This is a genomic window from Oribacterium sinus (genome assembly GCF_963537195.1).
Lineage (GTDB): Bacteria > Bacillota > Clostridia > Lachnospirales > Lachnospiraceae > Oribacterium > Oribacterium sinus_A.
Window position 1 is genome coordinate 16,607 of sequence record NZ_CAUTEG010000004.1, and the last position, 25,570, is coordinate 42,176.

Here is a 25,570-nt window from a genome sequence, read left to right on the forward strand (position 1 = left end):
AATCAGGTGAAAGCATTTATGCCTTCCAATCTGAACGGAACGTAAACACATTTTTCTAAAAAGGAAGTCGAACCGGAAGAAGGGAGTATTATGAGTACAATCTATAATCCAAAATCAACTAAAGCAGAAGAATTTATTTCCCATGAAGAAATCCTGGAAACTTTGGCGTTTGCCGATGAGCATAAGAATGACCGGGCTTATATAGAGTCAATCTTGGAAAAGGCAAAGCCGGTATATGATGAGAAGGGCAGAGTCCATTGTGATGGTTTGAGCCATCGGGAGGCCTCCGTTTTATTGGCTTGCGAATTACCGGATTTAAACGAGAAAATGTTTAAACTGGCGGAGGAGATTAAGCTGGCCTTTTATGGGAATCGTATCGTGCTTTTTGCGCCATTATACCTTTCCAATTACTGCGTAAACGGTTGTGTTTACTGTCCTTATCATGCGAAGAACAAGGACATTGCCAGAAGAAAACTAAGCCAGGAGGAGATTCGTAAAGAGGTCATTGCCCTTCAGGATATGGGACACAAGCGTCTGGCTTTAGAGGCGGGAGAGGATCCTGTTCATAACCCCATTGAGTATATTTTGGAGAGTATTAAAACCATTTACAGTATCCATCATAAAAATGGAGACATTCGCCGTGTCAATGTGAACATTGCGGCAACCACCGTGGAAAATTATCGAAAGCTTAAAGAAGCCGGTATCGGTACCTATATCTTGTTCCAGGAAACCTACCATAAGGAAAGCTATGAACAGCTTCACCCTACCGGACCGAAGCATGATTATCGTTATCATACGGAAGCTATGGACAGAGCCATGGAGGGCGGTATTGATGACGTAGGTATTGGCGTACTCTTCGGTTTGGACAAGTACCGCTATGAGTTTGCAGGGCTTCTGATGCATGCAGAGCATTTGGAGGCAGTTCATGGTGTTGGGCCTCATACCATTTCCGTGCCCAGATTGAAAAGGGCCTCCGATATTGATCCCAGCCAGTTTGACAATGGTATTGATGATGAGATTTTTGAAAAAATTATTGCCTGCATTCGGATTGCCGTGCCCTATACCGGTATGATTATTTCTACCAGAGAGTCCGAAGCGGTTAGAGGAAGGGCTTTATCCATCGGTATTTCTCAGATTTCCGGAGCATCCAGAACCTCTGTAGGCGGTTATTCCGAAGAGGAGCGTCCCCATGATACGGAGCAGTTCGATGTTTCCGACCAGAGAAGCCTGGATGAGGTGGTAAAATGGCTGATGGATCTTGGTTATCTGCCTTCCTTCTGTACTGCTTGTTATCGGGAGGGAAGAACCGGAGATCGCTTTATGGCGCTGTGTAAATCCGGACAGATTCAAAACTGTTGTCATCCCAATGCCTTAATGACCTTGGCGGAGTTCCTCACCGACTATGCCAGTGAGGGTACCAAGAAGTGCGGAGAAGACTTAATCGAGAAAGAGCTCCTTACCATCCCCAATGAAAAACGACGGGACATTGCCAAGGATCACATCAGTAATATTTACGAGTCCAATAAGAGGGACTTTTATTTCTAAAGAAATTACAGGCTATAGATAATTTAGGAGTAGCTTCGGCAATAAAGGTCTGAATGCAGGGAAGTCTGAACGTGCCCCAACTTCAGACCTTTATTGATTAGAAAATTTTTTTGATTTTTTACAGTCTGTACGTAGAGGAAGTTCCTTCAGCGCGTAGGGCTATAGCCAAGACTTTTTATAACAGGAGAAAAAGATGAGTCTACAGGACACCCCTCAGGGGGAGCGGATCCACATCGCATTTTTCGGGAGGAGAAATGCGGGAAAATCCAGTTTTTTTAATGCCATTGCCGGACAGAAGCTGTCCCTTACTTCGGAAATCTTAGGAACCACGACAGATCCGGTGCGGAAATCCATGGAGATTTTGCCCTTGGGACCGGTACTTTTGATTGACACCCCGGGCTTTGATGATGAAGGGGAGCTGGGAAGCATGAGGGTGGAAAGAACCAAAGAGGTGCTTCGGGAAACGGATATTGCCCTTTTATTTCTTCCTGCCAAGGACTTTTTGTCTGCAAGGAAAGAGGAGCAGGGTGAAGGCCTTTTCTTGCCGGAGAAAGAGGCCTCCTACCTTAGACTTTTTCAGGAAAATAAAATTCCTGCATTCCTCTTATTAAGCCAGGCGGATAAACTTTCTTCCGAAGAAAGAGGGCGGATAGAGGAGTGGATAGAGGACCGGATTTCCCGGAAAAAGGATCTGCCTTTTCAGGGGATATTTTTAGTATCTTCCGAAACCAAGGAGGGAGTAGAAGCAGTAAAGAATGCCTTTGCGCCCTTAGCAAGTCTACAGGAAGAGAAAAAACGACTCTTCCACGGTCTGGTGGAGCCGGGAGATTTTGTGGTACTGGTGACCCCTATTGATGAATCCGCTCCGAAAGGAAGACTGATTTTACCGCAACAAATGGCGATTCGAGACATTTTAGATTATAATGGAATCCCTCTGGTCTGCCAGGTGGAGGAGCTTCCGAAGACTCTGGAAAATTTGGGAGATAAAATCAAGCTGGTAGTTACGGATTCTCAGGCATTTTCCAAGGTGAATCAAATTCTTCCTAAGACCATGCCATTGACCTCCTTTTCCATTCTGATGGCAAGATACAAGGGATTTCTAAGCTATGCCCTGGAGGGCTGTGCCGTGCTTTCCACCTTGGAGGATGGAGACAGGGTTTATATTGCAGAGGGCTGTAGCCATCATCGGCAGTGCGGAGACATCGGTACGGTAAAGCTTCCACGGATGCTGGAAAAATATACCGGAAAGAAGCTTCAGTTTATGTACTCGGAGGGAAAGGGATTTTTGCCGGAGGAGGAACAGAAGCGGGTGAAGATAATGATTCACTGCGGCGCCTGCATGCTTAGTGAAAAAGAAGTGGAGAGTCGTTATCAGGACTTTCTTCGAAAGAAGATTCCCATTTGTAATTACGGACTGGCTATGGCAAAGATGACGGGTATTTTGGAACGCTCCATTGAGATGCTATAATAGAATGCATAACGAGTAGATTAATAAAGAAATCAATAAAGAAATCAATAAAGAAATCAATAAAGAAATTACTAAAGAAGTTACTAAAGAAGTCAATAGAGAAATAAACGATAAGCTTCGTACCGGTAATCGATGCATTGCAGTACTTAAGAAAGAAGGAATTCCCCTATGGTTAAACTCATTCATACCGCAGATTTGCATTTGGACAGTGCATTTCGCTCCCGCTTTACCAAGGAAGAGGCGGAAAATAGGAGACAAAAGCAGCTTATGGCTTGGAAGGAGCTGCTGTCCTTTGCTGTGGAGAAAAAGGTACAGGGAATCTTGATTGCCGGTGACCTTTTTGACAGTCCGGTGGTTTCTCATGGAACCATGGACTTCTTTCTATCCACTATTGCGGAGCACCCGGAGATTTCCTTCTTCTATTTAAGAGGAAACCATGATACGGAAAATACCTTCCGTTATCAGGAAAATCTGCCGAAGAATCTCTTTCTCTTTTCGGATAAAGGGAAGAAATACCGTTTAAACGACAGATTACTTTTGGCAGGGGTGGAATACGGCACCAAGGATATTTCCTTTGGAGAAAATGAAGGGGCTACACAGGGAGCCGGACAAGCTGCCGAACAAGGCGTAGGGCAGGAAACCGTACATGGAGCGGAAGCGCTAAGCAAAAACGAAACTGAGTCGGAAGAAGAATCCAAGTTCCTAAAGCTGAAAGAAGAGGACTGCAATATCCTCCTGCTTCATGGTGCCCTGTATCAGGGAACACCCAAGGGGGATAGCTTTCAGGGGGAGGAAGGCATTTTCCTGAAAAACCTGGAAAAGCTTCCCCTATCCTATATTGCCCTTGGTCACATCCATAAGGGGGGCGAAGGGAAGTTAAATAATGGGGCTCTTTGGGCCTATCCCGGTTGCCTGCAAGGAAGAGGCTTCGATGAGGAAGGAGAAAGGGGATTTCTGTATCTGAAGGTCGAAGAAGAGAAGAAGGAAATTCACAAGGAATTTATTCCCATTAAGCAGGGGGAGTTTCGGATTTTGGAGATTGAGCTTTTGGAAGATGAGGGTACTTTAGCCTGCCTGAAAAAGATAGAAGATGAAATGGAGAAGGCCGGCATTTCCAAAGAGGACAGCCTTCGCATTATTTTAAAAGGAAAAAAGGGCTTGGAGCAGGAAAGAAATCTTCGTTACCTGCAATTACAGCTTCAGGACAGCGTATTTTTCCTGGAAATACAGGATGAGAGCGAGCTTAGCTGGAATCGGGAAGAAGCCATGAAGGAGAAGAGCCTGAAGGGGGAGTTTCTGCGGGTGCTGGCCGCTGCGGATAATCTTTCCAAGGAAGAGCAGGAAGAAATCATTGCCTTAGGAATGGGGCTTTTGCAGGGAGGAGAACTATGATTATAGAAGCATGCCACATTGCCCAATTCGGAAAATGGAAGGATGCGGATTTTTCCTTTTCTCCCGGAAAGAACAGCTTCCTCTGGGACAACGGCTATGGAAAAACCAGCTTTATCTACTTTTTTAAGCTGATGTTCTATGGGGTTTCCGGAGATAGAAAACAGGACTTGGAGGAAAATGAGCGAAAGCATTACATGCCCTTCCAAGGAGCATCCTTTGGAGGACGGATCATTTTCCGTATCGGGGAGAAGCGTTATCGCTTGGAAAGAAGCTTCGGGCTAAAGAAGTCTGAGGACAGCTTCCGACTTTTTGATGAGGATAGCGGAAAGGAATCCAAGGATTATTCGGAAAATATCGGAGAAGAGCTTTTTTCTTTGGACGCAGAGTCTTTCCAAAGAGTTTGCATGATTAGCCATGAGGATCTTCATTTTTCCATGAACTCTCGTATGCATGCCAAGCTTGGCAATGTGGCGGAGGATCAGGAGGATATGAAGAAGTTCCAGCAGGTGCAGACGATTCTTAAGGATGGCATCAATGCCCTATCTCCTAACCGTCGAACCGGAAACATTTTCAAATTAAAGATGCAGGAGGAGGAATTGTCCTCCGGTCTTTACGGCAAGGAGGCTTTGGAAAATGCAGTTCTTTCTATAGAGAAGGAAGTGCTTGCTCTTACAGAAAAGGAAGCCAGGCGGAAGGAAGAGGGAAAGGCTCTGGAGGAGGAGCTTAGCCAAAGGATTTCGGAAAAAGATTCTTTGGGGAAGTGGATGTCTTATGCCCAGAAGAAGGAAGAACGGGAAAAGGCGGAGTATCGTTATGAAAATGCTTTAAAGTGGTACTATCAGGAGCGTTTTTCCGAGATTCCCGAGGAGAAGAAAGCACTCCTTTGGAAGGAGGAAATGCAGTCCCTTCAGGAACAGATTCGTTCTATTAAGAAGGAAATCGAAAAAGTATCGGAAGCCGGCGGGGAGAATAACGGTGTAGAGAATATCGGTGTTGAGGCCGGAACAGAAGGGGGAATAGTGCTGCCCCTTGAAGAAGCAAGTGTTCCCGGTGCCAGTCGTGCAAAGAAAGATACTTCGAAGAACGAGACCTTTGGGAATGGGACAAAGGAAATGGGACAGTATGGTACTTCTCCTGTAGTGCTTTTCGCTTTGGCAGGACTGGGACTAGTCTTTGTTCTTCTTTTCTTCGGAAAGCTTTTCGGTATGCCATTGGGACTTCCCTCAGCCCTATTCCTATTACTGGGGATCCTTTCCCTTAGTCTTTGCTTCTTCCTTTGGTGGAGTGGAGAACAGAAAAAGCGGACATGGAAAGAAAAGCAGGAAGAGGAAGAGGCCAGACAAAGAAAGCAACAGGCAATACGCTTTGCCTCCTTGGAAGAGCTTCTTTCCCGTTTTCATAAGCTGGAAGATATGCAGGATTTAGAAATGGAAGCAGCAGGTCGAAAAGAAGCGTTCCTTCGCTTCGTGGAAGAGGAAGGAGGAGAGCAGGCCTTTTCTTTATTGGAAGAGAAACAGAAGGAATGGGAGGAAGGCCCTTCCTTAGAGGAGAGTAGGAGAAAGCTGGAAGAGTTCCGAAAAGAGGAAGAAGAAAGAAGGGAAGAGATTCGGAAGAAACGGGCGGAAAGAGAAGCGAAGGTTCGGGATTTGGAGTTCTTGGAAGAACAGGAAAGACTTCTGGAACAGAAAAAAGAAGAGCGGGAGGCCTTGGAAAAGCGTTACAATCTTTTGCAAAAAACAAAAGCCTATCTGGAAATGGCCAAGGAGCGTTTTGCCCTACAATATAAGGAGCCTATTCTGGAAGCTTTTCAGAAGTATTTTCAGAGCATCTGCACAGAGCCGCTACAATTCCAGATGAGTGAGGACCTGGAGCTTAGCTTTGTGGACAGAGGATTAAGCCGGGAGCAGGGCTATCTAAGTGAGGGTTTGCAGGATCTTTGCCGTTTCTGTCAAAAACTGGCCATCTTTGATGCCATGTTTCAAGAGGAGAAAGCCTTCTTATTACTGGATGATCCCTTCAGTCATTTGGATGAGAAAAACGGAGCAAGAGCAAGAGCTTTGCTGGAGGAGCTTGCCAAGAGTCGTCAGATTTTTTACTTTACCTGTAGTGAGGAACGAAAGATTAGGGATTAAGATAGATATGCCGGGAAGCTCTCCATTATCCTTCCCCATCATCATTCCAAAAGTTTCCTCCCTATCATATTCTATGAATATAAGGAATTACCGAAAGCTATTAACAAAAGCCGTTATCGAGAGATAGCGGCTTTTTTCGTGCTTTTATCGGTCTTTTGGAGCAAAAAACTTATAAAGAAAAATTATTTTGCAAAAGTAGAATATTTTTTGATTTTTTGCTTATATATTAAAAAAATAACGCGATATACATACATAGCAAAATAATTTAAGAAAAAAAGGAGCTATAAAAATGAGGAAGATAAGAAATAGAGGAATCAGAGAAAAGCCCCCGAAGAGGGGAGAGAAAGGCGGCAAAGCACCGCCGGCGGGAAGAGCTTAAGAGGGTAGCTGCAATACACTCTACTCTTTCGAAAATACGGTAAGAGGACCGGGGAACACCCGTGGGAGCACAGAATATACGGCAAAGAGAGTTCAGCACTATTTATGCCTGAACCGAGGGCGCTGAGAAAAAGAAGAGCCCGTGGTGAGATTCCCCCGTCCCCTTAAAACTTTATAAAAGCATAGCTCCTTTTTCTAAGGAGGAAGAGAAGAATTTCTTCTTAGTAAGAAAATAAACGAAAGCAAACGAAAACAAAAAGAGTATGAAAAAAATTGTCTGCATAGACATTTTTTATAAAGAACGCAAAGTGAGGGATAATTAATGATGAAGAAGAACATGAACAGATTAGCAACATTGGCATTAAGCGGAATGATGGTACTTTCCACCGCCGCACCGGTATTCGCATCCAGCACCAATGTCAACAAGACTGATCCGAACTTAAATGTATATTATGGAAAGGATGAAGCTAACGTAGGTGTAAGTGCAAATGCCGCTGGAAAGTTAGAGACTTTAGGGAATTCCGTTTCCTTTGATAAGGTAATCCGTGTTGAAACGGACAACAATGAAATGGTAGACCAGCCGGATGTGGTATGGACATACGGCGTTGCAGGAGTCACAAACAACCAGAAGATTAATGTCGGCGGAGCTTCCGAATCAGCAGCATTTGAGGTAGGTAAAACAAAAATTGTAGATAAAAATAATCAGGAAATGATTGTTTTAGCCGGACAGGATTCCCAGATTGATACGGGAAACAGTGATTTAAAGGCGGAATTTAAGGCCAACAGCTTTAACCTTGCCGGCACGGAAGGAAGTACATTAAAGGATTTTAAAGACGGAGTAAAAATCACCTTTAAGCCTTCTGCCTTTGCTACTCCCGGAGTATATCGCTTCGTAGTTACAGAAAATCCTGCAACAGGAGCAAACAGCGGAGACGTGGAGGCTATGAAGGTTAACGTGGATGGTGTGGAAAAACCCTACCAGACTCAGCGTTTCCTGGATGTATATGTACGTTTGAAGGAAGGTAGTGCTACCGGTGAAAGAGAAATCTACGGCTATGTTCTCCACAGTGGAGATACTCTGCTTGCCAACAATGCAACAGGAAATAAGCATACCGGAGACAAGAACAGCGGTTTTGACGGAGATGGCAATAAAACGGGCAAGAGAGATACTCCTCAGGGATATACCCGTTATACTCCGAGAAAGCTGAAGGTGGATAAGAAGATTAGCGGAATGATCAATAAGGATAATCTCTTTCCCTTCACAGTCAACCTTTTTCATAACAAAGCAGGAGCAGTCAACTTTGACAACGCGGATTTGCAGGTTAAGGTAAAGATGCCGGGAGCAACTGCTTATACCGTTAAGAAGGCCAGTGAAATCCCCGGATTAGGCGCAAAGCTGAAGGACGGACAATCTTTGGAAATCATCGGTTTGCCAAAAACCACTACCTATAATGTAAAGGAGACCAACAATACTGCTTTAACCATTAAGTCTGATGTGCGCTTCTCCGAGGATGTGGCAAATCCGGTTCCGGATACTGCGGCGGTAACCACTGAAACAGTGGCTCCTGCAGCAAGCTCCACAGAAAGAGGAGGAGATAAGAGCTTAGTACAGAAGGACAGCCATGTGGCTTATCACAACCATATTGATGAAATCACACCAACCGGTGTAGTACTGACTGTGGCTCCTTATGCCATGATGTTAGCAGTGGCAGGAAGCATGGGCTTCATGTTCTTTAACCGGAAGAAGGAAGAGGAATAAGTCGTCTATCCCTTCTTAGGATAGAGGAAGCGGGAAAAGGAAAGCTATGAGGTTTTTCTTTTCCCGGATTCTTCCCCATCCCCTTTTCCCTAATCCATCCCGGTAATCCCGGATAGATGCGAGATTTTCGGGAACAAAAGTATTGCATGTATCCCGGGATACAAGAGTAGAGAGGCAAATATGAACATTGCGGTGAGCGCGGCAAGGCTGGGAGATCGCATGATTACCATCTTAGCTGCCATTCTAATGATTCTACTCATGAGCTACGGGGGATTTTCCCTTTGGTACACCTATATGACCATGCAAGAAGGATTTTTAAATAATGACTTAATGTCCTTAAAACCAGTAGTAAGTGAGGATGGCAGTCTAAGCTTTGAGGAACTCTTAGCCTTAAACAAAGATACCAGAGCTTGGATTACCCTGGACGGAACCAATATCGACTACCCTATGGTACAGGGAAAGGATGATATGGAATACGTCAATAAGGATGTGGAGGGAAACTTTTCCCTATCCGGATCCATTTTTATGAGCTATCACAATGCGTCGGATTTTTCCGACCCCTATATTCTGACCTATGGACATCATATGGACAATGGCGGAATGTACGGAGATGTGATGGAGTTCATCGATAACAGTTATTTTGAAGAACATAAGACGGGAACTTTGTATTTGCCCGGAAAGGCAAGGCAGTTAGAGGTTTTTGCCTGTATGGAGGGAGATGCCTATGACCCCTATATCTATAATGTTATGGATAAACAGGGGAATATGCAGGAGTTTCTGGATTACATCAAAAATAATGCACAGCAGTATAGAGATATTGGAATGAAAGACACGGATCAGGTAATCAGCTTATCCACCTGTGTATCCGCATCCACCAACGGTAGGATGATTGTCTTTGCCAGAATAAACCCATAAGGGGGGTGAGGGAATTTGTTTCGAAAAAAATGTCAAAAAATCTTAGCGGGACTATGTGCCCTCCTCTTAATGGGGACGGGGAAGTCCACGGTACTGGTCTCCAGTGCCAGTGAACAGAAGAAAAATTTCGGCTTGGAGAAGCCTGCAGAAGTGCAGATTCCCTTTGCCATCTCTGTTTCAGGAGAAGAGGTTCCCCAGTCAGATTTTCGCGTCTATATAGAAAGAGCTGTGGAAAGCCCCAATGCGCCGCTACCAAACCCCTACATTATGGATCTCCACATGGACTCCGGGGAAGAGCAGTTCAGCTTTGGAAAGATGCAGTTTTTAAGTGAGGGTGAGTATCATTATCGTGTTCGTCAGGAACAGCGAAATCATGAAGGCTTTACCTATGACACCACGGTATATTCCGTTGTGATTGAAGTACACAGTAAGAACAAGGACTACAATGGAAATGAAGTATCTCCTTATCTTTATGCCGTTGTCCTTGCGGAGAAAGAAGGAGAAGAGGATAAGTCCGGTGAGCTTTTGTTTAAAAACAGCTACTACCGAGACCCCTCCACGCCGGCTCCCGGACCTGGGCCGAAAGGAGGAAATGAAAATCCTCCCGGTAGTCCGCCCAAGAATCCCGGTGTTTTGGGAGTGGGCAGAGAAATCCTAAAACCCATCGAGGGAATCATCAGTCAGGTACCTGCTGTATTGGGTGTGGCCAGAAAGATTGCCACAGGAGATGACAGTGATATGGTATTCTATGGACTATCAGCCCTGCTGGCCATGGGAAGCTTCGGTTTTTGGAGCTACCAGGTGAAGAAGCGTAGTGAGGATGATGAAAATCCCGAAACAGAAGAGTAAAGAGCCTTTCCCTTTCTTGGTTTAGGAGAGAAAGAACGGGGAAGGTTAAAGAAAAACACCTTAGAAAAGAGCTTGCCGAAAGGCGTAAGGGGGCTCTTTCCAAGGTGTTTTTTTATCTATTTCTTTCCGGCTTCTTCCTGCTCATTCAGATTTTTGGAAACCGTCATTTCCTGATTATCGATATGCTCCTTCATCAGAGCCTTTGCACGAATAATGTCTCGAATCCGGATGGCCTCCAAGATCTTCTCGTGCTCGTTAATCAGTGTTCCCCTCTGGGCTTCATCCTTGATGTACTCTAAACGATAGCGGTACATCTGCTCCCGAAGATTGTTAATCATTTGAATCAAACGCTTATTGCCGGTGGCATTGTAAATGATGTCGTGGTAGGCCTCATCCGCCTCCGCAATCTCCATTTCCGTACCGGTGGCTACGGCCTTCTTAAAACGATCCTCCGCCTCATGTAAGGCAGCCAGTTGCTCCTCGTCGATTCTCTGGCAGGCCAGGTCTGTAGCCAGCTCTTCCAAAGCACCCCGAACCTCCAGCACATCCTGTAAAGACTTATGGGAAATCTTTGCCACCTCTGCCCCTCGTCTGGGAATCATCAGAACCAAACCTTCCAGCTCCAGCTTTCGGATTGCCTCACGAATGGGCGTTCTGGAAACTCCCAGCTTTTCTGCCAGCTGAATCTCCATGAGTCGTTCGCCGGGCTTCAGTTCTCCCTTTAAAATCGCCTGTCTCAGGGTATTGAACACCAAATCCCGTAGGGGAAGATACTCGTTCATATTAATGGTAAAATCACTACTCATCTGTTCCTCCTTCTTCTGCCCATGGTTCTGTAAGATATACCTGTTGTGCTAAATGTTGATCCTCGCCATAGCGAAGTGCTTGATAGGCTTTTTCCGCCCAAGCTTTATGCTCCAAAGGAAAGAGGGCAAAAACCGTGGGGCCGGAACCGCTCATTAAAGCCACCTCCGCTCCGTAGGATTGGAGCCGCTCCTTAAGAAGCTGTATTTCCGGTCGCATGGCAATGCTGACTTTTTCCAGAAGATTTCCCATCAAAGGGGTAATTTCCGATAAATTTCCTTTTTTCAGAAAATACAGAAATTTTTCCACATCCGGATGTTCTTCTTTGGGAATGGCATTTACGTTCAGGGCTTCATAAACAGCCTTTGTAGACAGGGAAAATGCCGGTTTAGCCAAGAGAAGAATACAAGCCGGTAAGTTGGGAAGGGGAGTAAGAATTTCTCCTATACCCTCCGAAAGATAACAGCCCCTGTGTAAGCAGAAGGGAACATCCGCCCCCAGCTTCACGCCTCTTTTCTCCAGGTCCTCTATACTAAGACCCAGAGCATATACCCGATTCATTAAATGCAACACGGCGGCGGCATCTGTGGAGCCTCCCGCCATTCCCCCGGAAACCGGAATACGTTTTTCCAAGTGAAAGGATAAGCCTTCCCGGATAGAGAACTCGTCAGCCAAAAGCTTTGCAGCCTTTACCATCAGATTATCCTCTCCTGTGGGGAGAAAGTCCAAATTACTGCTTAAGCGAATGCCGGGAGTCTTCTCCCTTTTCAGAGAAATTTCATCGCAAAGCTTCACGGTATGCATGACCATGCACACATCATGATAGCCATCCGGTCTTTTTCTTCGCACATCCAGGGAAAGATTAATCTTTCCGTAAGCCTGAATTCGCTGTTCTTCCATGCTTCTTCCTTCTTAAAAAAATCCTGTATACAAACGCCACTTTATTGTAAAGGTTAAATTGCATTTTTGCAAGTGCAATCCTTTGTGTTACTAAAGTAGATAAAAATAAAAAACTTCTTGACATGGTGACAAGCTGTCACTATACTGAGTCGGTGCAACTGGTGACAACTTGTCACTACACCGGAGACACTAATAGTGATGTCACCACACAGGAGATACAAACAGTGATGATTTGTCACTATCATCTACTTTGGCGGAGGAGGGGGCATGCCCACACAGAGATTTCTAAAACTGGAAGAAGAGAAGAGAAGACGGATTTTGGAAGCGGCAAAAAAAGAATTTTCTTCCTATGATTATGACAAAGTATCCATTAATCGGATTATTCAAGAAAGTGATATTTCCAGAGGGGCTTTTTATACCTACTTCCTGGATAAAGATGATTTACTGGTGCACCTCTTTGAAGCGGAAGAGGATAAGGCGGTGCGGTATTTCATGGAAATCATGCAGCGAAATCAAGGGGATTTTTTTCAAAGTATTCAGGAATGGGTCATCGAAATCGTGAAGGTTCGAAAAAAACAGATTGTGCAGGACAGCTTTGCCATGTTTTACCGCTCCGGATTTTTAAAAAATCTTTCCTTGGCCAGTATGAGAAGCCACATGGATCAGGGAAGACGGGACAACATTGATGTGGTCTTAGAGGCGATACCCAAAGATTATTTTCCGAAGACACTATCGGAGGAGGAAAAGGGCATCGGGATTCAAACCGCATTTTCACTGGCTTCCCTCAGCCTTTTACAGGCCTTTTCCATAGAAGGGCGAAAAGAGGGATCGCCGGAGGAGGATACGAAAGAGCGGGAAGTTTTTCTGCAAAAGATTCTTTATGTGTTTCAAAAGCAGATTCAACTTTTGGAGAAAGCGTTAGGAGGAATAGAGTAGAGATGAAAAAAGGGGTAAAAATTGTAATCGTGTTGCTTATCCTTTTAGGAGTGGCATTTTTGGTAGGAAGGCGTGTGTTAAAGCCTAAAGAGGAAGTGGAACATACGCAGCTTCCTTTGGCTACCGGTATTTCCGTGGAAAAGGGTGACCTGTCCATTACAGAGTCTTTGGTGGGTACCATTGAGGCCAGTGAGCAGTATGCTTTGGCTTCCAAGGTTTCCGGAGAGGTCTTGGAAATCTATGCGGAAAATGGTGCGGAGCTGAAAAAAGGGGATAAGATTGCCCGCTTAGACAATCAAAAGCAGATTGATGCGGCAAAATATACTTTGGAGCAGGCCGAGGCCCAGGCGAAGGCGGCAAGCGACGCCAGAAACCGTTTGGCAAGCCTCCAAGCTTCCGGAGATATTTCCGCCCAGGATTTTGAATCGGCGGATGCCCAGGCAAAGGCTGCGGAAGCCCAGGTAAAGGCGGCAAAGCTGAACTATGATACCCAGGTGGAGTTTGCCACCATTACCGCTCCTGCAGACGGGGTTTTGCAAAACAGCATTTTGGTGAAGGATGCCATGATTCCCCAGGGCACTCAGATAGCCAGTCTTATGGGGAATGGAAAACAGCAGCTTGTCTTTTCCGCAACAGAGGAACTGATGAAGAACCTGTCTTTAGGCCAGGAAGTGAAGGTGGAGAAGGGACAGGAACAATATACCGGCTCCATTACCGAGATTTCCGGGGTGATGAATGCCCAGACCGGCCTCTTCAACGTGAAAGCGAATTTAGAGAATTCCTCTCTTCCTGAGGGAAGTCGGGTGAAATTAACGGTAACGAAGGATAGTAGGAAACAAGTAAATCTTCTTCCTTTATCCGTTATTTACTATGACAACGGTTCTCCCTACGTTTATCTTTTGGAAAAGGGAGAGGGTGAGAATGGAAGCATTAAAAAGCAGTTTGTAGAGCTTGGCTTGCAGGGAGAGGAAAAGGTGGAAATACTTTCCGGGCTTACGGAGAAGGATTTGATCCTCAGCTCCTGGAATAATGAGATGTATGACGGCGCAAAGGTAAGACTGAATAGCTCGGAAACAGCGTCTTCTTCTGATGGAAAGACGGCAGGAGAAACAGATAGCAGTACTGGGGCAGTTAGTTCTGCCGCTACGGAAACCGGAAAGGAGGGCTAAGGATGCTTTCCATGACGAAATTCGTCTTAAGACGACCGGTTACTACCTTTCTTGTGGTAATCACCCTCATTTTCTTCGGTTTTATGAGCTTTACCACCATGAAAATGGAGTTGCTCCCCAATATGAACTTCCCCTACCTCATCGTGACCACCACCTATCCCGGAGCCTCTCCGGAGGATGTGGACGAGCTTGTCACCAAGCCCGTTGAGGAGGAGGTTTCCCTGCTTTCCGATGTAAAGCAGGTCAGATCCCAGTCCAATGAGAACTTTTCCATGGTTATTGTTCGTTACAATTACGGTACGAACATGACCAAGGCCTATGACAGTCTGAAGAAAAAGATGGACGCCATTAAATCCTCTCTGCCGGAGGACGCCAAGGATATCAGCATTATGGAAGTGGATATTAATGCCAGACCGGGAATGGTTCTCTCCATCAACAATAAAAACGAGAGTCAGCTTTATAATTATGTAGAGAATAACATTAGGCCGGAGTTTGAAAAATTATCCACCGTGGCTTCCCTTTCTCTTTCCGGAGGACAGGAAAGCTATGTAAGAGTGGAGCTTTCCCCGGAAAAACTGCAACAGTATCATTTGACCATGGAACAGGTGGTGGGAATGATGCAGGCTGCAAAGTTCACCTATCCTGCAGGAAGTACAAAGGTGGGAGATCAGGAATTATCCATCAGTACCGCTCAGGACTATTCCACCATTGAGGAATTACGAAAGCTTCCTATTACTACCGGAACAGGAAATACTTTGACCCTTTCGGATTTGGCTACAGTGGGTTCCGCTCTGTCGGATAAAAGCAGTATAGGACGATATAACGGCGAAGAGACCATTACCTTAAGCTTAAATAAGCTACAGAGTAAGTCGGACATTGCCATGAGTAAGGATGTGAACACCTTAATCAAGAAATTGGAAGGGAAGAATCCCAATCTGGAAATTCATGTGATTTCCGACTCTGCGGATAGCATTAAGAGCTCCCTGTCCAGCGTATTTCAGACCATGATTATGGCTGTCGTGATTTCTATGCTGATTATCTTCCTTTTCTTTGGAGATATAAAGGCCTCCCTAATCGTAGGTTCCTCCATTCCCTTGGCGATCCTGGGAGCAGTCGTCTTTATGGGAGCCATGGGCTATAGCCTGAATATGCTGACCCTTTCCGCCCTGGTTTTGGGCGTGGGTATGATGGTGGACAATTCCATCGTAGTATTGGAGGCCTGCTTCCGTGCCATGGACGATTACGGAGAGCAGCAAAGAAGTCTGAGGGAAGCTGCTATCGATTCTGTCAGGGTAGTGGGAGCCTCAGTTTTTGGAGGTACTCTTACCACCTGTGTAGTATTCCTTCCCCTGGGTTTTTTACAGGGAATTTCCGGACAGTACTTTAAGCCCCTTGGCTTTACCATTGTCTTCTGTATGGTGGCCTCTTTGATTTCCGCAGTTACCATTGTGCCTCTTTGCTTTACCCTTTATAAGCCTAAGGAGAACAGTAAGGCGGTAGCTTATCGTGGAGTTCGGCTTTTACAGGATGCCTATAGAAGCACCATCAGTAAATTTCTACGACATAAAAAAGTAGTGCTTGTAGCTACAGCCGGTATTTTAGTTCTTTCTCTCTTCCTGGCGACACAGCTCAGAACAGAGCTGATGGCGGATATTGATACCGGAACCGTTGAAATCGGCATTACCCAAAAGCCCGGTCTTTCCATAGAAGAAAAGGAAAGGGTAATAAAAGAGCTGGAGGAGCTGGTGGCGAAGGATCCGGATACGGACCGTTATACCGCAACGGCGGGAGGATCCGCTCTTTCCGCTCTGTACGGAGGAAGCACTGATCCTACGATTACGGTATATCTGAAAAAGGATCGTTCCATGAAAACTAAGGAAAAGGTAAAGGCATGGAAGAAGGCCTTGGAAAACCGGTCTCAAGAGGTTTTAAGCATAAAGTCCGTAAGTGATACCAGTATGAGCGGAGGAGATTACAGCCTCGGCAACAACTATGAAATTATTATTCAGGGATCGGATTTGGAAGAACTGCAAAGAAAGAGTAATGAACTTCTTTCTTTATTACAAAAGCAGAGCAGCCTCACCGGCATTCATTCCAGCCTGGAAAATGCAGCTCCCCTCTTGCAGGTGAAGGTAGACCCCATTAAGGCGGCGGCGGAAGGCTTAAGTCCTATCCAGATTGCCCAGTCCTTAAATACCGATCTTACCGGAAAAAAAGCAATGAAAATGACGGTGGAGGGGCAAAAGGTAGATGTGTGGGTGAATTATCCCAAAGATCAATTCGATAGCTTGGAAAAAGTGAAGTCCATTCGTTTTACTACACCCACAGGAGCGCAGGTTTCCCTGGAAAGTTTGGCTACTGTAAAGTATGCGGATTCTCCGGCCAGCATTGAACGAGAAGATAAAAAATATCAGGCGACGATTACGGCAAATTATACGGATAGTGCTAACAGCAATACCAAGGCAGAGATTGATGAATTGGTGGGTAAGAATTTAGGAGAAAATATTTCCGTTGTGGCCAATTCTCAAACCCAAAGCATGAATGAAGAGTTTGCGGACCTGTTCCGTGCCATAGCTATTGCGGTCTTTCTGGTCTTTGTAGTCATGGCGGCCCAGTTTGAGTCTACACGCTTCAGCTTTATGGTGATGACCACTATCCCCTTCTCCTTAATTGGTTCCTTCGGTCTCTTGTGGCTCTTTGATGCCACCCTGTCCATGACCTCCCTTTTGGGATTTTTGATGCTGGTGGGAACTGTAGTAAACAACGGAATCCTTTATGTGGATACGGTAAACCAGTACCGTCAGGAAATGCCTTTGGAGAAAGCTTTGACAGAGTCCGGTGCCACCCGACTTCGTCCTATTTTGATGACCACCCTGACTACGGTATTGTCTATGATTCCCATGGCTTTGGGCTTTGGTGATAATGGCGCCCTGATGCAGGGGCTGGCCTTGGTAAATGTAGGAGGCTTGGTGGCGTCCACCTTGCTGGCATTGCTTCTACTTCCGGTGTACTACATGATTATCTATGGCAGGAAAAAACATATGATAAAAGTTTAAAGCCGGCAGTGCAGCTTTGGTGCATAGCGTAAGGCGATATTTGGCAGGATAGTAGAAACTTATTTAGGAAAAAGAACACCAAAAGTTCACAGGATTGACGATTTTCGTTAAGAAATTCCGAGGAATATTATGTTATAGTAGAGAAGACTCCTTTTCTCTTAGTAGGGGCTGTAAGGATACATTATAGCTCTTATGCAGTACAGTGTACTTTACAGCCCCATGCTTAGAGAATATGAGCCTTTTTTGTAAGGAGAAGAAGATGAGAAAAAAGGGATATCCTATTAGTATAGCAATTGTTTTAGCGAGTCTGTCCTTTACCATGCCTGCCATGGCGCAGAAGGTACCGGGCTTTTCCGATAATGTTTCCGTGGATCAGATGCAGACTTCCTTTGAACGGCAGCGTTCCGAGGAGGAGTGGGCAAAGCTTCGGGACAATGTGATTTCCTGGGAAGAAATCGGGGACTTGGTACACGAGTACAACCCCACCGTATCCAGTCTTTGGAGAAACTTCCGGGAAAGTGACAGCAAGGGCAGCTACAATGTCAATGTAGAGGATGCCAGAAATCAGGTGGAAGAAGCCTATGAAAAGGCATTGTCCGCAGCAGACGGAAACAGTGTGGCGGAGGCTCTGGCAGAAATGCAGTATCAGAGCAACAGCAGCAATTTTTCCGCAGATACTGTAGCACAGAACGCAGACCGGGAGATTGCCAAGCTTTCCGTGGAGCAAACCGAGCAGAATACTATTGAGACCATTAGAAAGTCCTTCATTAGCAGAGAAAGCACCGGTCTTCAAAAGCAAATCGATGCCTTATCTTTAGCAGATGCGAAAAGTGCACAGAAAAGCACCGAGAGAAAGAAAGCTATCGGAAAGGCCACCCAGATTGATGTACTGACTGCTAAGGAGGCCTATGACCAGGCGAATCTGAGTCTTACGAAGAACAATTCCGCCTTTGATAAGATGACGGAGCTTTTACGGGTGAACCTGGGCTGGAAAGCTAGTGACACTCCGGAGATGCCTGTAATTCCAAGCCTTAGTGCAGAGCAGCTTACGGCAGTGAATTTAGAGGAAGACAGTAAGACGGCTTTACAGAATAACTACAGTCTTCGGATTTCAGAAAGAAAGCTAAACCTTTCCACAGGAGATGCCAACCGACAGAACCTGACAAGAAGCATTTCCGCAGCAAAGGAAAAGATTCAATCCGATATGCTTTCTCGCTACCAAAGCTTAAAGCAGGCGGAGGAGGCAAAAAGACAGGCGGAGCTGCAGGCTTCCAACGCACAGCAGGCTTACCAAAAGGCAGAGCGTGGCTATAAGCTGGGAAGTGTAAGCCGAGTGGATTTTGAAAAGGCGAAAAATGCTTCCGATACTGCAAGCCTTCAAAAGCAGCAGGCGGATTTGAAGCTTTATGAAGAATATTTGGATTATCAGGCCGGAAAGAATGGTTTGGCGACGGCAGAGTAAGAGAAAGGATACATTGAATCTTTTATGGAGAAGAAAAAGAATAAGATAAAATCCGCATTTGCTCTGGCTTTGAGCCTAGGGCTTCTCTGTCAAAGTTTCCCTGCTTTCGCGGAGGAGAAGCCTTGGGATGTAAATGACAACATCATTTCCTTCAGAGAAATCCCGGATCTTGTGGACCAATTCAGTACCGTGGCCAAGATGGAGCAGGATGCTTTGGCGCAAAGCACCGGCGATATGGCTTCCGTACAGAAGGCGGTAAAGGACGAAAAGGCTGATATACTGGCGAATTTGCAGGAAAGCATTGACAGCTTAAAGGAGCAGAAGCAGGATACCACAGATCCTACGACCAAGGCTTTTTTGCAAAGCCAGATCAATCAGTTAGAAAAGGTAAAGAACAGCAAGAAGATTTTACCGGATATAGACAGCAGTCTGGCAGAGGTGAACCAAGGCCTGGTGCAGCTTTCCGAGACGGAAAAAAGCATGAAGAAGGCGGAAGCCAAGACGGAAAAGGCTGTGAAGTCCGGATTTTATACCGGAAAAAAGCTCTTAAGCGACGGTATGCAAAATCTTTATTTCAGTGCCATTTCCTTGGAAAACAATAAGACAATGCTGGAAAAAAGAGTGGCCATGTTACAGGCAGGCTTAGAAAAGACGGAAAGACAGGCGCGCCTCGGACAGGCTACGGCAAATGATGTGAGCGCGGCAAAGCTTGCCTTGGACGGTGCTCAGTCGGATTTACAAAAGGCTAAGGACGGTCTGGAAAGCATGAAGAGAAATATGGGACTGAGCCTTGGTTGGAGCATGAATACCTATTCTAATATTCAGTTCGAAGCCATTCCCGACTATCCAAGAAATTATCTGTCAACAAGAGACTGGGGAAAGGACATTGATTCCGCCCTAAGTCATAACAGTGAACTGGGCAGTATTCTCCGCGTTAAGGATAATAACATTACCGGCTGGACGGAGAAGAAACAGAGTCAAAAGGAAAAAGAACAGCAGATTCGAGTTTCCATGGAGGAGCTCAGACGGAATATTAGCGAAGCGGAAGCGGCATTAAATGCGGCAGAATCCGTTTCAGAGCTTTCCCGTTTACAAAAGGAAAAAGCAGAGCGGATGAATGCTTTGGGACTTTTGGGAAGGGCAGATTTCCAAGGCTTATCCTTAGAAGCCTTATCCAAGGAAAATGCAGCTGCTCAGGCAAAACTGGATTATAATCAGGCGGTCTTCCAATACGAAGAAGCGGTCGAGAGAGGGATACTTTCCACAGGGGAGTAATCCCTCTCTTTTTTTCTTAAGGAGTATCTCACGGGTAGTGTGGGATATCTCATTGGACATACGCATAAGGATTTTATGGAAAGCATTATAGAAAGTCTTACGATAAGCCTTATGATAAACAGGCATTCCGAACAGGGAATTCGAAGCGTATTTTTTAAGAAAAGCTTATCCGAATGTGGAGTATAGGAGATTGGAGTGTTTTGTGTTATAACGGAAGAAGCTGAAGAAAAATTCCAATAGCCAGAATGTATGTTCTATGATATAATCTCTCGGCAAGCAAAAAATGAAGAAATAAAGGGAAAGAACAGTAGTCCGGTAAGAAGCGAAAACCGGTCCAAGTAACAATACAAAAAGTAAAGGAAGAAAATCATGGCAAACAAAGTAAGCAAGGCTCCTGTAGTAGCATTGGAAGATCGGGATGAAAAGTTAAAGGCGCTGGATGCGGCTCTCAGCAAGATTGAAAAGGATTGCGGAAAGGGCTCCGTGATGAAGCTGGGAGATTCCGGAGTGAATAAGGACATCTCCGTAGTACCCACCGGTTCCTTATCCGTGGATATTGCTCTTGGGGCAGGCGGTTTCCCAAGAGGGCGTATTATCGAGATCTACGGTCCGGAATCCTCCGGTAAGACTACCCTTGCCCTTCATGCAGTGGCAGAGGTACAAAAGCGTGGAGGAATCGCGGCCTTTATTGATGCGGAGCATGCTTTGGATCCCCGCTATGCTCAGGCTATCGGCGTGGACATTGATAACCTCTATGTGGCACAGCCGGATTCCGGAGAGCAGGCCTTGGATATTGTAGAGACCATGGTTCGTTCCGGTGCGATGGACATCTTGGTTGTGGACTCCGTGGCGGCATTGGTGCCTAAGGCGGAGATTGACGGAGAGATGGGAGACAGCCATGTGGGCTTACAGGCTCGTTTGATGTCTATGGCTTTAAGAAAGCTTACCGCTATTATCGCCAAGTCCAACTGTATCCTTATTTTCATCAATCAGTTAAGAGAAAAGGTCGGCGTGATGTTTGGTAATCCGGAGACTACCACCGGTGGACGCGCGTTAAAGTTCTATGCCTCTGTTCGTGTGGACATCCGAAAGGGAGAAAGCATTAAGACCGGTGACGGAGATTTCAGTGGAGCCCGTACCAAGGTGAAGATTTCCAAGAATAAGATTGCCCCTCCCTTTAAGAATGCGGAGTTTGACATCAGCTTCGGTTCCGGTATTTCCAAGGAAGGAGAAATCCTGGATCTTGCGGTAGAAAAGAAGATGATTGAGAAGAGTGGTGCCTGGTTTGCCTATAACGGGGATAAGATCGGACAGGGCCGTGAGAATGCCAAGGCCTTCTTAAAGAGTCATCCCAGAATCATGGCGGATTTGGAGATTCAACTTCGTAAAGAATACGGTTTGAAGGAAGACCCCTATTTGGAAGAGGTTTTGGCCTTTGTTCCGGAGGATGAGGATATGGATCTTACGGTTAGCCTGGCTGAGGACGCAGAGGAATAAGATTTGTTTGAAGAGGGAGTGCGGACTCCCTCTTTTTTCCTAAAGCTTTATACAGAGTGGACAAAAGGAGGAACAACTTGAAGGAATGGAATCCGGAGGAATTTCTTCGGGAACAGGCAGTGAGAAAGAAAAGTAGCAATAAAGAAAGTAAGGCAGAGGAAGCGGAAGAAGAACAACGGGAAGAAAGGAAGCAGGAAGACAGCGAGTCGAGGGGCATTGCTTTTTCTTTGAAGGATACTGAACTTGCTGAAATTGTCCGGAATCCCTTACGAAGAGAAAGTCTTTCCGAAGAGGAAAGGCTCTATAACCGATGCAAAGAAAGAAGCCTTTATCTCTTAACAGGGGCAGCAAAGACCGAACGGAGACTTCGGGAAAAACTGCAAAAGTCCGAGCATTATACAGAAGAAATTATAGAGAGAACCATTTCCTTTCTTAAAGAATACGACTACATCAATGACTATCGCTATTGTATGCAATATTTGGAGGAAAATGCTCACCGCCGTTCCGCAAAGGATATACAGACTAAGCTCTATGGTAGAGGCGTTGACGGCTCTGTGATTCGAGAAGCCATGGAGGATTATCAAAGAAAACATAGAGAAGAGGGAGAGGAAAGTTCCTTTGAAGAGCAAAGAGAAACTGATCCGGAAAGAATTGCTTTAAAGCGTTGGCTGGAGAAAAAAAGCAGAAACATGGATCTATCGGATTGGAAGGAGAGGCAGAAGCTTACGGCCTCCCTCCTTCGAAAGGGCTTTTCTTACAGTATGATTCAGGAGTATTTGCAGCAGGAGGAGTAGAAAACTATAAACAATAGAGGATATATTTTCAAAACTAAGTGAGAAGTTATCACTAGAGTAATACAGATAAAGTATATCGGAAGGTGAAGTTCATGGAGGAATCAAAAGAAAAAAATATTGTAATAGATGAAAATACAATTAAGAAAAAGGTCTTCAATATTAGACATCAAAAGGTTATGCTTGATTTTGATCTTGCTGAAATATATGGTTATTCTACGAAGAGATTTAATGAGCAAGTGAAAAACAATGCTGGCAAGTTTGATGAAGATTTTCTGTTTCAACTCACAAGAGATGAGTGGGAAATTTTGAGGTCGAAAAATTCGACCTCAAAATCAGAGCAGGGATCCGGCGGTAGAAGATATCTCCCCTACGCTTTTACAGAGCAAGGAATTTATATGCTAATGACTGTGTTAAAAGGGGAACTTGCCACAAAACAAAGCAAGGCATTGATACGAATGTTTAAGCAGATGAAGGATTTCCTTGTTGAAAACAGTGAGTTTATCGATGCCAAAGCGTTTATACAAGTAGCAGCACAGACGACACAGAATACCAGAGATATAGCAATACTTAATAATAAGATAAGCACTTTGGCATCAAAGGAAGACTTTAAAAAAGTAATGGATAACTTTATAGATCCGAATAGCTATAAACATTTTCTGCTGATGAACGGAGAGAAGATTGAAGCTGATCTTGCCTATACTACAGTATATAAGTCTGCAAAGAAAAGCATTTTCTTAATTGATAACTACATAGGTCTAAAAACATTGGAATTATTGAGAGCTGCTAAAGATAATGTTGAAATTATAGTCTTTAGCGAAAATTTGAAAAACAAGGATATGCTCACGCAGAGTATTTTAAATGACTTCAGACAAGATTATCCCAACATCCAATTGAAAATAAAAAACGTAGGAACAATGTATCATGATAGATATCTTGCTATTGACTATGGTACAAATCATGAAGCTTTTTATTTTTGTGGAGCATCTTCGAAAGATGTAGGAAATAAAATATCTACAATATCCAAAATAGAAGAGCCTTTAAGAGATATGTATCATGGCTTGTTTAAAGGAATACTAAATAATGCAGACTTACAAATTTAATGCTATACAGGAGGGCTGTCTGTACTTTATAAACTCTTTAGAAATGAAAACTTGACACAGTCTATTTAATTGCGTACAATCAAACACGTAAAGAAAATCAATAATCACTTTTATAAATACTCAAGGAGGAATGAATATGTCAGCACCAAATATTACTGCAGCAGAGTTTGAAGAGAAGGTACTACAGTCTAAGGAGCCGGTATTAGTGGATTTCTGGGCAGACTGGTGTGGACCTTGTAAGATGCTTTCTCCAATTATCGGAGAGATTGCAGCTGAGGCACAGGGCTTTAAGGTATATGCGGTTAATGCCGATGAAGAGCAGGACTTGATGGCTCGCTACGGTGTTCGCGCTATCCCAACCTTAATCGTATTTAAGGATGGCCAGGTATACAAGCAGAATACAGGATTTATTCAGAAGGATCAGGTTTTAGATCTTTTAAAGTAATTTAACGGAGCATATTTTCTTTAAAGAAGGCAAGCAGTCCGTTCTTTCAGGAAAAAGAGTAGTTTGGGTCTAAAGATAGAAAGCCCCTTAGGGGAAGGGAGAGGGTGACTGCGGTCGCCCTTTTCTTATAACTAAACGAAAAATAAAGCTTAAGAAGTGCAGAAACAGAAAAGCAGAAACAGAAAAGCAGAAACAGAGAAGTAGAAGCAGAAACGCAGAAACAGGGAAAATAAGACTTATAAAAGAATAAAATAGGCGAAGCGATTAAGATAGAAAGGAAAGAAAAACAATGCATGATATTATCATTGTGGGAGCGGGAACAGCAGGATTATCCGCAGCCATTTACGGACTGAGAGCCGGAAAAAGCGTATTGGTTTTAGAACAGGCTTCATACGGCGGTCAGATTATCAACACTCCGGAAATTGAAAATTATCCGGCAATCCAGAAGATTTCCGGTTTTGAATTTGCCACAAACCTCTATAATCAGGCGAAAAACCTGGGAGCAGAGTTTGCTTTTGAAAAGGTAGAGGGAATCGAAGATAAGGGACAGTTTAAGGAAGTAAAGACAAAGGACAAGAGCTACGAGGGAAAAACCGTAATCCTTGCTACCGGTGCCAAGAACAGAAGCCTTGGCGTGGAAAAGGAAGAGGAGCTGGTGGGAAAGGGCATTTCCTACTGTGCAACCTGTGACGGAATGTTCTACCGTGGCAAGGTGGTAGCAGTAAACGGCGGTGGAAACACAGCAGTAGAGGATGCCACCTTCCTTTCCGATTATGTGCAGAAGGTTTATGTGATTCACAGAAGAGACGAATTCAGAGCGGACAAGGCAGAAGTGGATCGTTTGACCTCCAAGCCAAATGTAGAGCTGGTTTTGAATTCCACCGTAAAGAGGCTGGAAAGTGATGCTTCCGGATTAACCAGTATTGTGGTAGAGAATAAGAACGGAGAGGAAAGAACTCTGAAGGTGGACGGTCTGTTTGTTGCCATTGGACAGGCGCCGGACAATCAGGCCTTCTCTGAACTGGTGGAATTAGACGGTAAGGGATACATTTCTGCAGGAGAAAGTACCTTAACCAAGACTCCCGGCATTTTCACCGCAGGAGATTGCAGAACCAAGGCAATCCGCCAGCTGGCAACAGCAGCCTCCGACGGTGCAGTGGCAGGACTTGCAGCAGTAAGCTATATCAACGAAAAAGGACTATAAATGAAAGTAGATCGCGACTTAAGTTTGAGACTGGAAAATCAGCTTTGTTTTCCTCTTTATGCTTGTGCCAAGGAGGTCACAAGAAAATATAAGCCATTTCTGGATCCCTTGGATCTGACCTATACCCAATATATTGCCATGATGGTGCTTTGGGAGAAAAAAGAAGTGCGGGTAAAGGATTTGGGAGAAGCCCTATATCTGGATTCCGGAACCTTGACGCCTCTTTTAAAAAGATTGGAGCAAAAAGGATTGCTTACACGCTCTCGCAATCAGGAGGATGAGAGAGCCCTTTGTGTACGCATTAGTGCAGAGGGAGAGGCACTAAAGCAGAAAGCCCTGTCCATTCCGGAGGGAATGCGGTCATGCATTTCTCTAAGCGATGAAGAGATGCAGGTATTGAAGAAATTATTACATAGAACCTTAGAGGGATTGGAGGAGGACTAAGGTCCTCCTTTCTTTTTTGTTTTTTGTTTAGCGACTAATAGAGTAA

General features: G+C 44.8%; 20 protein-coding genes. 18 read left to right on the forward strand and 2 right to left on the reverse strand.

Annotation, left to right across the window (positions count from 1 at the left end; translation table 11 throughout):
* Positions 1-90: 90 nt before the first annotated feature.
* The 7 genes from hydG to RYL27_RS01340 all read left to right on the forward strand — a co-directional run bounded on the left by hydG (position 91) and on the right by RYL27_RS01340 (position 10,438).
* The gene (hydG, locus tag RYL27_RS01310) at positions 91-1,545 is read left to right on the forward strand and encodes a [FeFe] hydrogenase H-cluster radical SAM maturase HydG (RefSeq protein ID WP_314964682.1); all 1,455 of its coding nucleotides are present in this window, start codon (positions 91-93) and stop codon (positions 1,543-1,545) included.
* Between the two features lie 193 nt (positions 1,546-1,738).
* Positions 1,739-3,013, forward strand: coding sequence for a [FeFe] hydrogenase H-cluster maturation GTPase HydF (gene hydF / locus RYL27_RS01315; RefSeq protein WP_314964684.1), 1,275 nt, complete (start codon positions 1,739-1,741; stop codon positions 3,011-3,013).
* Between the two features lie 168 nt (positions 3,014-3,181).
* A complete protein-coding gene (locus tag RYL27_RS01320) occupies positions 3,182-4,405 on the forward strand; it encodes a metallophosphoesterase family protein (RefSeq protein ID WP_314964686.1) in 1,224 nt (407 codons plus the stop codon).
* Positions 4,402-6,537, forward strand: coding sequence for an ATP-binding protein (locus RYL27_RS01325; RefSeq protein ID WP_314964688.1), 2,136 nt, complete (start codon positions 4,402-4,404; stop codon positions 6,535-6,537). Before RYL27_RS01320 ends, RYL27_RS01325 begins: the two co-directional genes overlap by 4 nt.
* Positions 6,538-7,237: 700 nt before the next feature.
* Complete coding sequence (locus RYL27_RS01330; RefSeq protein ID WP_314964690.1) at positions 7,238-8,674, forward strand: DUF7601 domain-containing protein; 1,437 nt, start codon at positions 7,238-7,240, stop codon at positions 8,672-8,674.
* A gap of 180 nt (positions 8,675-8,854) precedes the next feature.
* Entirely contained in the window at positions 8,855-9,589 is a 735-nt protein-coding gene (srtB, locus tag RYL27_RS01335; RefSeq protein ID WP_314964692.1) for a class B sortase, read from the forward strand.
* A 15-nt stretch (positions 9,590-9,604) separates the two neighbouring features.
* The gene (locus RYL27_RS01340) at positions 9,605-10,438 is read left to right on the forward strand and encodes a Spy0128 family protein (RefSeq protein WP_314964694.1); all 834 of its coding nucleotides are present in this window, start codon (positions 9,605-9,607) and stop codon (positions 10,436-10,438) included.
* A gap of 116 nt (positions 10,439-10,554) precedes the next feature.
* On the opposite strand, the gene RYL27_RS01345 is transcribed toward RYL27_RS01340, so the two are convergent.
* Positions 10,555-11,244 carry a GntR family transcriptional regulator gene (locus tag RYL27_RS01345; RefSeq protein WP_007157066.1) on the reverse strand — a complete coding sequence of 230 codons (690 nt, stop codon included), beginning with the start codon at positions 11,242-11,244 and terminating at the stop codon, positions 10,555-10,557.
* Positions 11,237-12,142, reverse strand: coding sequence for a 4-(cytidine 5'-diphospho)-2-C-methyl-D-erythritol kinase (ispE, locus tag RYL27_RS01350; RefSeq protein ID WP_314964696.1), 906 nt, complete (start codon positions 12,140-12,142; stop codon positions 11,237-11,239). Before ispE ends, RYL27_RS01345 begins: the two co-directional genes overlap by 8 nt.
* Positions 12,143-12,409: 267 nt before the next feature.
* On the opposite strand from ispE, the gene RYL27_RS01355 reads away from it, so the two are divergent.
* The 11 genes from RYL27_RS01355 to RYL27_RS01405 all read left to right on the forward strand — a co-directional run bounded on the left by RYL27_RS01355 (position 12,410) and on the right by RYL27_RS01405 (position 25,524).
* Complete coding sequence (locus tag RYL27_RS01355; RefSeq protein ID WP_314964698.1) at positions 12,410-13,078, forward strand: TetR/AcrR family transcriptional regulator; 669 nt, start codon at positions 12,410-12,412, stop codon at positions 13,076-13,078.
* Between the two features lie 2 nt (positions 13,079-13,080).
* On the forward strand, positions 13,081-14,247 hold the full coding sequence (locus tag RYL27_RS01360; protein ID WP_314964700.1) for an efflux RND transporter periplasmic adaptor subunit: 1,167 nt from the start codon (positions 13,081-13,083) through the stop codon (positions 14,245-14,247).
* 2 nt (positions 14,248-14,249) lie between these two features.
* Positions 14,250-17,303, forward strand: coding sequence for an efflux RND transporter permease subunit (locus tag RYL27_RS01365; protein ID WP_314964702.1), 3,054 nt, complete (start codon positions 14,250-14,252; stop codon positions 17,301-17,303).
* A 259-nt stretch (positions 17,304-17,562) separates the two neighbouring features.
* Complete coding sequence (locus tag RYL27_RS01370) at positions 17,563-18,765, forward strand: TolC family protein (RefSeq protein ID WP_314964704.1); 1,203 nt, start codon at positions 17,563-17,565, stop codon at positions 18,763-18,765.
* Between the two features lie 24 nt (positions 18,766-18,789).
* Positions 18,790-20,040, forward strand: a complete 1,251-nt coding sequence (locus tag RYL27_RS01375) for a hypothetical protein (RefSeq protein ID WP_314964705.1) — start codon at positions 18,790-18,792, stop codon at positions 20,038-20,040.
* Between the two features lie 369 nt (positions 20,041-20,409).
* Positions 20,410-21,537 (forward strand): recombinase RecA, encoded by a 1,128-nt coding sequence (gene recA / locus RYL27_RS01380; protein ID WP_304070410.1) that lies wholly within the window; start codon positions 20,410-20,412, stop codon positions 21,535-21,537.
* A gap of 77 nt (positions 21,538-21,614) precedes the next feature.
* Positions 21,615-22,331 (forward strand): regulatory protein RecX, encoded by a 717-nt coding sequence (locus tag RYL27_RS01385; RefSeq protein WP_314964707.1) that lies wholly within the window; start codon positions 21,615-21,617, stop codon positions 22,329-22,331.
* 92 nt (positions 22,332-22,423) lie between these two features.
* On the forward strand, positions 22,424-23,431 hold the full coding sequence (locus tag RYL27_RS01390; protein WP_314964709.1) for an ORF6N domain-containing protein: 1,008 nt from the start codon (positions 22,424-22,426) through the stop codon (positions 23,429-23,431).
* A 136-nt stretch (positions 23,432-23,567) separates the two neighbouring features.
* Positions 23,568-23,876, forward strand: coding sequence for a thioredoxin (trxA, locus tag RYL27_RS01395; RefSeq protein ID WP_304070416.1), 309 nt, complete (start codon positions 23,568-23,570; stop codon positions 23,874-23,876).
* A 289-nt stretch (positions 23,877-24,165) separates the two neighbouring features.
* Positions 24,166-25,080: a thioredoxin-disulfide reductase gene (gene trxB / locus RYL27_RS01400; protein WP_314328032.1), complete on the forward strand. Its 915-nt coding sequence runs from the start codon at positions 24,166-24,168 to the stop codon at positions 25,078-25,080.
* Positions 25,081-25,524 carry a MarR family winged helix-turn-helix transcriptional regulator gene (locus tag RYL27_RS01405; RefSeq protein ID WP_007157055.1) on the forward strand — a complete coding sequence of 148 codons (444 nt, stop codon included), beginning with the start codon at positions 25,081-25,083 and terminating at the stop codon, positions 25,522-25,524. It abuts the gene before it with no gap.
* The last annotated feature ends 46 nt before the right edge of the window (positions 25,525-25,570 follow it).

Excerpts from the sequence above, each read along its gene's own strand:
- hydG (WP_314964682.1), top strand. The coding sequence starts at position 91 with ATGAGTACAATCTATAATCCAAAATCAACTAAAGCAGAAGAATTTATT.
- hydF (WP_314964684.1), top strand. The coding sequence starts at position 1,739 with ATGAGTCTACAGGACACCCCTCAGGGGGAGCGGATCCACATCGCATTT.
- RYL27_RS01320 (WP_314964686.1), top strand. The coding sequence starts at position 3,182 with ATGGTTAAACTCATTCATACCGCAGATTTGCATTTGGACAGTGCATTT.
- RYL27_RS01325 (WP_314964688.1), top strand. The coding sequence starts at position 4,402 with ATGATTATAGAAGCATGCCACATTGCCCAATTCGGAAAATGGAAGGAT.
- RYL27_RS01330 (WP_314964690.1), top strand. The coding sequence starts at position 7,238 with ATGATGAAGAAGAACATGAACAGATTAGCAACATTGGCATTAAGCGGA.
- srtB (WP_314964692.1), top strand. The coding sequence starts at position 8,855 with ATGAACATTGCGGTGAGCGCGGCAAGGCTGGGAGATCGCATGATTACC.
- RYL27_RS01345 (WP_007157066.1), bottom strand. The coding sequence starts at position 11,244 with ATGAGTAGTGATTTTACCATTAATATGAACGAGTATCTTCCCCTACGG.
- ispE (WP_314964696.1), bottom strand. The coding sequence starts at position 12,142 with ATGGAAGAACAGCGAATTCAGGCTTACGGAAAGATTAATCTTTCCCTG.
- RYL27_RS01355 (WP_314964698.1), top strand. The coding sequence starts at position 12,410 with ATGCCCACACAGAGATTTCTAAAACTGGAAGAAGAGAAGAGAAGACGG.
- RYL27_RS01360 (WP_314964700.1), top strand. The coding sequence starts at position 13,081 with ATGAAAAAAGGGGTAAAAATTGTAATCGTGTTGCTTATCCTTTTAGGA.
- RYL27_RS01365 (WP_314964702.1), top strand. The coding sequence starts at position 14,250 with ATGCTTTCCATGACGAAATTCGTCTTAAGACGACCGGTTACTACCTTT.
- RYL27_RS01370 (WP_314964704.1), top strand. The coding sequence starts at position 17,563 with ATGAGAAAAAAGGGATATCCTATTAGTATAGCAATTGTTTTAGCGAGT.
- RYL27_RS01375 (WP_314964705.1), top strand. The coding sequence starts at position 18,790 with ATGGAGAAGAAAAAGAATAAGATAAAATCCGCATTTGCTCTGGCTTTG.
- recA (WP_304070410.1), top strand. The coding sequence starts at position 20,410 with ATGGCAAACAAAGTAAGCAAGGCTCCTGTAGTAGCATTGGAAGATCGG.
- RYL27_RS01390 (WP_314964709.1), top strand. The coding sequence starts at position 22,424 with ATGGAGGAATCAAAAGAAAAAAATATTGTAATAGATGAAAATACAATT.
- trxA (WP_304070416.1), top strand. The coding sequence starts at position 23,568 with ATGTCAGCACCAAATATTACTGCAGCAGAGTTTGAAGAGAAGGTACTA.
- trxB (WP_314328032.1), top strand. The coding sequence starts at position 24,166 with ATGCATGATATTATCATTGTGGGAGCGGGAACAGCAGGATTATCCGCA.
- RYL27_RS01405 (WP_007157055.1), top strand. The coding sequence starts at position 25,081 with ATGAAAGTAGATCGCGACTTAAGTTTGAGACTGGAAAATCAGCTTTGT.